This window comes from Ruegeria sp. AB8, from assembly GCF_056542605.1.
Genome location: NZ_JBQGAB010000020.1, coordinates 74,056 through 81,324, shown reverse-complemented (window position 1 = coordinate 81,324; position 7,269 = coordinate 74,056). Strand labels below are relative to the sequence as shown.

The 7,269-nt window shown below is 52.3% G+C and carries 5 protein-coding genes and 1 pseudogene; 3 read left to right on the top strand and 3 right to left on the bottom strand.

Translation table 11 applies throughout. The features are described from left to right. Window positions 1-110, top strand: a pseudogene (locus ACR0CG_RS18875) (IS5/IS1182 family transposase); the annotation flags it as partial. Between the two features lie 42 nt (window positions 111-152). Next, on the top strand, window positions 153-608 hold the full coding sequence (locus ACR0CG_RS18870; RefSeq protein ID WP_480526811.1) for a hypothetical protein: 456 nt from the start codon (window positions 153-155) through the stop codon (window positions 606-608). A gap of 233 nt (window positions 609-841) precedes the next feature. Here the strand turns inward: ACR0CG_RS18870 and ACR0CG_RS18865 are convergent, their stop codons facing one another. Further along, window positions 842-2,395 carry a hypothetical protein gene (locus ACR0CG_RS18865; protein WP_480526809.1) on the bottom strand — a complete coding sequence of 518 codons (1,554 nt, stop codon included), beginning with the start codon at window positions 2,393-2,395 and terminating at the stop codon, window positions 842-844. A gap of 861 nt (window positions 2,396-3,256) precedes the next feature. On the opposite strand from ACR0CG_RS18865, the gene ACR0CG_RS18860 reads away from it, so the two are divergent. After that, the gene (locus tag ACR0CG_RS18860; RefSeq protein WP_170563860.1) at window positions 3,257-5,353 is read left to right on the top strand and encodes an AAA family ATPase; all 2,097 of its coding nucleotides are present in this window, start codon (window positions 3,257-3,259) and stop codon (window positions 5,351-5,353) included. A gap of 216 nt (window positions 5,354-5,569) precedes the next feature. Here the strand turns inward: ACR0CG_RS18860 and ACR0CG_RS18855 are convergent, their stop codons facing one another. After that, window positions 5,570-6,097, bottom strand: coding sequence for a lipocalin family protein (locus ACR0CG_RS18855; RefSeq protein WP_170510366.1), 528 nt, complete (start codon window positions 6,095-6,097; stop codon window positions 5,570-5,572). Window positions 6,098-6,282: 185 nt separating this feature from the next. Continuing rightward, complete coding sequence (locus ACR0CG_RS18850) at window positions 6,283-7,260, bottom strand: HIT domain-containing protein (RefSeq protein WP_217358884.1); 978 nt, start codon at window positions 7,258-7,260, stop codon at window positions 6,283-6,285. Between the last annotated feature and the right edge of the window lie 9 nt (window positions 7,261-7,269).

Here is a 7,269-nt window from a genome sequence, read left to right as displayed (position 1 = left end):
TGTTCGGCAGGTTGAAGGATTGGCGGCGTGTGGCAACCCGCTACGACAGGTGCCCGAAGGTCTTCCTGTCAGCAATCGCCCTTGCAGCACTGGTTATCTATTGGCTATGAGTCCTGACCCTAGAAGCGCCTCAACAACTTCTGGCGGCTGGTGTGAACACGCTGTTCCCGCTGCCGCCATTAAGCGCGGCAGATTCTCATCAAAAGTTCTCTTTAACAATACATCGCTCGGAATATAGTCAAAACCATGCGCTTCTGAGATCTGTTTGGCTGCTTGGTACTTCTCGTATGCCAGAGCTTCCTCGCCCAATGCCAAGAATTGCCACTCCGCTCTTTTTGTTCTTCGAGCTCAAAAGCTTTGCGCTTAGCCACACTCAAATCCGCTGTTCGAAGTGCCTGCCTGATCTGCTTTACTGGCTGCCCACTCTTGCCCAGTACTTTGCCAAAGAGATGCTTTGGGACATTCATTACGAAATAATAGCGGCCTCGATCCAATGTGACGCCCATAGCAGTGCACTCCTTCAAATTCCGCATTTATGCGGGATTCTATGCGGGATTTCATGCGGGAAACACTGGCAGGCGCTGGTTAGAGAAACCTTACGCACTTGAAAATGATGCGTTTTTTCCGGAAGAATGCCCATGACATGAGCGGTTTAATGGCGGAGACGAAGTCCGCCAACATCTTTTTCGTTCAGAATTTTATTTATAATTTACCTATACTTAAAGGAATATTGCAATGGGGCTTCACGAAATATGTGCAGCAAAATGTGCAGCAATTTGAATGGGCCTTCGTAGAAATCAAAGCGTCGAACTTAGAGACGCAAGCTCGAGACAATCAGTGCTCAAAGCGACGTGTAGTATGCCTTCAACGTCTTCGCGATAGATTGACGCCGCAGCTTCAAAAATTCCTGGTAGTCCGCAAATTCGCCCGTCAGAAGTCCAAGCGGAACTGCGTTCTCCGTGAAGTTCTCTTCAAGATCCGCGTAGACTACGATCCCTCCGTATTTTGCGGTTCCTGAATTGCATTGTTTCCGCAAATCTGAAACATACTCACTAGGAGGCGTATTTCCGATGGCAATGTTGATCTCTTGCTGTGTGTAGACCAAGTTGGCGACTTGATTGTATTGAGACTGCGTAAGGCCAAGCGTCTTTTTCAGGTGATCCTTGGGGAAGATGTGGTGAACATCGCCTCTGTGCTCCAACATACTCCGCACTGTGATTTCTTTTGACAGAAAGCCTCTAGCATTGGACTTCACCTGAGACGCAAGAAATGTCCTGAAAGCCGGATGTTTGCTATTTGACGTTGTAAGCGCTTGCACCAAACCAACTTCCCAAAAGGCATCCGAGAGCACCGCTTTCTCGATACTTTCGAGATATTCCCCCATTCCCATCTCAGAAATCTGTCGAATGTCCTGGTCAAAGCGGGTTTCCATCGATCCCGAATATCTGGCGGTCAAGAGTGAGAGCGCGAACCACTTCCTGACAAATCGTTCTATCAACTCGGAGGCGATGCCATCTTTCCGCAGGCGCAGGAAGAGAATGTAGGCAAAGTTCAATGGCGCCTGCCCACTGATCAGGCTGCTATCCACGAAACCCGCAGATTTCAGGATCATGAGAAACCGCTTGAAGTTGGTCTCATTCATGAAGTCGAGAAGACCACCACGAAGATCGGAGAACGCCTTTTCTGCGATCTCGTTCTCGAATTTCCGGGTTTCAAAGTTCCGCCCGGACAGTAGACCCACCAAATCTGCTAGTTTCCCCCTGGAAAACTGGGACGTGTAGGCGACGCGAAGCATGTCGTTGTAGGAGGGATCGTACAGATCGTCGTTCTCGTTGCGCAACCACCGCATGGCTGAGAAGTAATCCGTGTTCCCGAAGTCTTGATCGTTGCTTTCAATGTGGCCGTAGAACTCTGGTGCAACAGCTAGATGGCAAAAGTAGTCGATGGCTTTGCGCATCTGGTTTCCGCCGAACTCTTCGTTGGCAGCGATCTTGGACATTGCAAAGTCAGCCTGGCTAAGGGTGACGCCTTCACGATTGATCCGGATAAAGATTTCCGTGACAGTCTCGATATCAAGTTCTGCGTCCAGCTCGATCATACCGATCTGCTTCTTGGAGATGCCAGTCAACCGTGTGAGAATTCGTTCGAGTTCATCCTCATCCATTTCTGGATTTTCAACCACGTATTGACGGATCAACTTCAACTGGCTGATCTCACCCTGCATCAGCGGGGCGATGTCCGGAATCCAGGCTTTATCCTTGCGGATAGCTGGGTTGCTTACTTCGAACGTTTCTTTCTTGGGATTGAACGCGATGACGATATTGACCGGCTTGTATTCCTTACCGACCAGCGGGCAAGGTGGCGAACGCCAGCTACGCTCGTAAGGCGGGCCCACAAATCACGACCTTCGTCAAATTGGTGCGTGTCACCGATGGTTGGCGGTTGGTTGAAGCTGAACGCGACCACGCTTGGTGCAACCAAAAAGAACACTGGCAGCTCAAAGTGTCCGAAGCCGCCCGCGCCGACATTGTTGCAACCGCACTAAAAGGCATCTCTGTTCGGCCAAAGGAGGCTGCGTGAATTCAGACTGGTGATTGCCCAATCCACATTTGGGTGACCCACTGACCGGCCCAAACCGAGAGTTCAACGCACGGCTCAGGTCTTCGAGTTTTGTCTAATCAGCAAGCTCATAACCTTTTGATAATACCAAGACTTCAAAAATGGCGATGAACCCAAGTTCGTCGTGCGCTCCCGCTGTGCCCAAGCATCGGCGGGAGCGAAGTTGTCCCTGATCGTTTCACGAAGCTTCGTCGAAATGCAGGTGCCACGGCAGATCACATTCCCTTGCTCACGAATGCAGATGCTCCCCAGCATCTAACACCACCCGAGGCAGACCACGTCGCGACACCATTGGTAATTCGGAAGCTCGCCAAGAACACCCGCAAGAAGCGATGAAGATAACACAACCACCAAAGGTAAGGCCTTCGGCAGATTAGATAATTTTCGTGCTTCTTTTTTGCTTCATGAGAGAGGCTTGCAACAAAGATACGCAAGCGCGCATTCGAAAAGACTTGTCATTTCGGAGCGCCATGCATACTTCAATCTCCCCAAGGGAGAAAATCGTGCCTTCAAACAACTCGAAATCCAAGCGCACTCTGCCGCTACCTGAGAAACGCATACACGCCTGAACTTATCGCGTGTTCGCAGCCGTTCGGCTGCGATGTTTCCAGATTTCGAGTATTGAAAGGGCATCTCCATGCAGCCCCAAGTCTATACATCTTTCTTCTACCCGCGTTTGAATGGGTGGTTCCAGCCAGCCTACGAGAGCCTGATTAAAGCCGCCAACCGAAAGTCCGGGTGGGATGCCTTTGATGAGGATGCACCGGCTGAGGATTCGATGCCAAAGCAGTACGCGAGGGACTATTGCGCCGTTGCCTCATTGATCCGTGTTTGCGCGGCATGGAAGGACACACGCGATCAGATTGCAGGCCAGTTGCGTCGCCCATTTTCGCTGACAGTTGTTGAAACCGGTGAAAGTGAATGGGTGGAAGCCACAGGAGACGCGTTTAGCGATGGTTTGATCCCCGCGATCTGTAGCAACAACCCTGATGCAACCAAGCCAAAAATCGTGTGCTACAAGTCGCGCTGGCGCAAGACCACGCCAGCAAAGACTGCAAGCGATTTCAATGAAGCGCTGGCTCTGGCCGCGAAGGAACCAGCGTCGTTGATTGTAATCGTGCCAAGTATCGAAGTGTTGCCGGACGCCTTTTGCAAGAAATCCGCTAAGATCATTTCCCTGAGCCCATTGTCACGGAGCATGATCTTGATGCTCTATGCCATGATGCACGGCCGCCAATGTACAGCTTTGATGACAAAGGCGCTTAATCAGATGCCATCCCATGATGCTTTGGCTCAGATCTCAGCTAATGAAATTATGTTGGCTCTTCGGACGCCCAAGCTGATGGCATTTGTCCTGCAACTGAATAAGTTGACGACGCGCACAAAAGCCAACCCAGAAGCCATGGATGACGTCAAAGGCCTGGGGGCCGCGCGGGCGCCGTTGAAGCGTCTCGTGGATGACATCCAAGCATACTCTGACGGTCACCTGAGTTGGGCAGATATCCCTAACAACCTTCTACTCGATGGGCCTCCGGGTGTCGGGAAGACCTTTGTCGCGCAGAAATTGGCAGAAGCGACAGGGGCGCATTTTGTTGGCGCAAGCTATGCTGCTTGGCAAGCGGAGGGCCATCTTGGCGATTTCCTCGCTGCAATGAGAGATGATTTCCTGGAGGCAAAGCGCCATGCGCCGTCCGTTTTGCTGATCGATGAAATCGATAGTTTTGCAGATCGCGCAACCAACAAGAGCGATAACGAGAACTACAATCGGGCGGCACTAAATGGCCTGCTTGAACAGCTGGCGGGCGCCGAAAAGACGGATGGCGTCTTGGTGGTCGGCACAACAAACTACTCGGGCAAGTTGGATGCTGCACTACTGCGCTCTGGGCGGTTCGACCAAAAAGTCCACATCCCTCTTCCGGATAGGGGCGCGCTGACAGAGATCTTGTCCGCAGATGCTGGACCGACAATCAGCAAGCAGGAACTTCACGCAGTGGCGGCAGAAATGCTTGGGCAATCGGGCGCGGATGCCGCCGCGCTTGTGCGTCAGGCCCGTTCCATCGCCCGCCAGGATAAACGCCCAATTGCGATCCAACACCTCCAGACGGCGCTTGAGAAGTTTGCGAAGCCACTGCCTTCCAAGATGCTGTATAGGATGGCAATCCACGAGGCCGGCCACATCGTGGTTGCGCACGCACTTCTCGCCGGATTGCCGACAATGGCCCAGATCTCACCGAGAGGTGGTCGAGTTGACCTTGAGCTGGACAAATTCGGTCATGAAACTCAAAGCTTGGAAAATCGCCTCGCTATTTTGTTGGCTGGACGCGCAGCCGAACTTTCTTGCCTGGGTAGTGTTTCGTCAGGTGCCGGCGCGGGCGACAAAAGCGATCTTGCTCAGGCCACCATGTTTGCAGTCCAAGCCGAAACACAATTCGGTTTGTCCAACGACAATTTGATTTGGCACCCGGTGTCCATGGATAACCTGCAAGATATGCTTCAAGATCGCGACCTGGCAGCCCGCGTTCAGTCGCGGCTGCGCTCCGCAAACCATCTTGCTCAAAAGACCATCGGCGAAAATGAATATTTGCTTGAAGGTGTGGCCCAATCGCTTGTCGAAAGGCGGCAATTGAACCGGGCTGAGCTCGAGCAGTTGTTGCGAGATTTGAAATCTGCAAAAGGCAAAGATCGCCATGCAGTTAAGGAGAATTCGATCCAAAACATGCGCTGGCTTCATTGACCATAATGTCGGTCCCGAATGCGCCGGCTCTTATCGTCAAATTCCCCATATAGAATATCTCTATATGGCTCTTTTGACAGAGGTTTCGCGTGTGTGTGTGTGTCGGGCGCGGCGGGCTGCTGCCGGAAACGTGAAAGGTTTGGCTGGGGCGTTTCAGGACCAACGTTTTCTAACGGCCCCGCCCCGGAGCGGTCGCCTCTTCGCTCGTTTCCTACGTCACTTGGAAGCGTGGGGCGTCACTTCCAGCTTGGACACATCGTATCCGGCTTCCGTCAAAACAGATCGCGCTTTGTCGATATGCTTTTGGCTGGGTTCTGTGCTGCGCGATAGGATCCAACCGGCGCTTCCATTGGGCGTCCCAACAACGGCAACCTCATACTCATCGTCCACCCACAAAACCCAGTATGGCGATTTGACAAAGGGAACCTGTGGGAAGCTGACCTTGAGTTTGCCAACATCTTCAATTGTGGCTTGGCCGGTGATGTCCTTTACCCTCGTGCCATTTTCAACAAGGCAGCGGTTGTAAACGGACACCGTATCCTCGGCGATAATCTGATATTCAGCCGTTGTGTCTGTGCATCCCCGCTGGAAGAACACCGGGAAGCGGGCGTACTCAAACCACACTCCGGTGTATCTCTGCACGTCTAGTTTGCTCACGACGTCCATCGTGACCGAGGTGTCGCGGTAGGAGCCAGAGCAAGCTGCAAGGGTTGAACATAAAAGAAGAGCAGCAAGTTTCTTCACGGGGATCTCCGGCATATTGGGCCAACCTCAACACATGTCAGACACAACAGTCCGATTTGGTTTCTGGCCATCTATCAGGAAGGCCTGAAGGGATCAAAAAGCCTTGGCGCCTTCTTGCCTACCCTTCTGTCGAAAAAGGGTGTTATGCAACGCGCCGCTCAGGCGCGACTTTAGCCAAGGCCATCTCAGTAAATTCGCCTCTCAGGAATGACCCCCCTGACCCCACCACGAGGGATAAGGTGTATGTGGCAATGGAAAATGGTCTGTCCCGACACTTCGCCTGGATTGATGCCCACATTAAATCCTTCGACAGACCGATCTAGCCCCCGTACAGTTTGGCGTTCTGCTTGGAGGAGTTGCTGTACCGCATTCAACTCTGGCTGATGAAGGTCAAAATAGTCCGGCACGTGCCGTTTCGGAATGATCAAAGTATGATGGTGGGTGACCGGAAAGCCGTCCCGAATGGCATAAGCCAGTTCATTCTCAGCAACCACCCGCTCACTGGGGATCTCACAAAAGGCGCATCCATCGCATCTGTGAGCGTAGCTCTTGGCCATGCCCCGAAAATCAGTGTCATCGCGATCTCGCTTCATTGCATTGCAGGAATAACAAAGCGCCTGAAGGTTGATAGCCTCGTCCCCGCCCCCTTTGTTGCGGGGCAGAATGTGGTCGACTTCCAACGCCTTTTGGTCGGCCGATATCCCACATAGCTCGCAACGAAAATGGGCGCGCTTCAGAACCTCGTATCGAAGGGTGCCGGGAATGTACCCTGACGACTTGGATCTATGCGACCATATCTTGTCGCCACGCTTCCCAATGAACGTATCGATTTTCTGATCGCAAATCCTGATGAGGTCTTGGATCTCGGCATCTTGGAGACCTGCATTTTCTGCCAGTTGGTAAGCTTGGATTTCCCGGCCGGATTTGATGGGCTGCACAATGCCATTGTTTGTGAGAACACGTCCCACCATGTTCTTCGTGCGGACCATATAATATTCGAGCTGCGAGCGATCATAAACCATGAGCGCTGCGGCAATCTCTTCAAGCGAGGCGGATCCACCACCTTTGAGAATTCTGCGGATCATCACTGGCTGGTAGATATGTGACATCCGCATATGGTGCTCAAGAAACTCTTGGAGCCGCACATATGCTTTTGATGGCATTGGGAAACC

What these genes read in the sequence shown, in the direction of transcription:
- ACR0CG_RS18860 (WP_170563860.1), top strand. Translation starts at nt 3,257, where the DNA reads ATGCAGCCCCAAGTCTATACATCTTTCTTCTACCCGCGTTTGAATGGG.
- ACR0CG_RS18850 (WP_217358884.1), bottom strand. Translation starts at nt 7,260, where the DNA reads ATGCCATCAAAAGCATATGTGCGGCTCCAAGAGTTTCTTGAGCACCAT.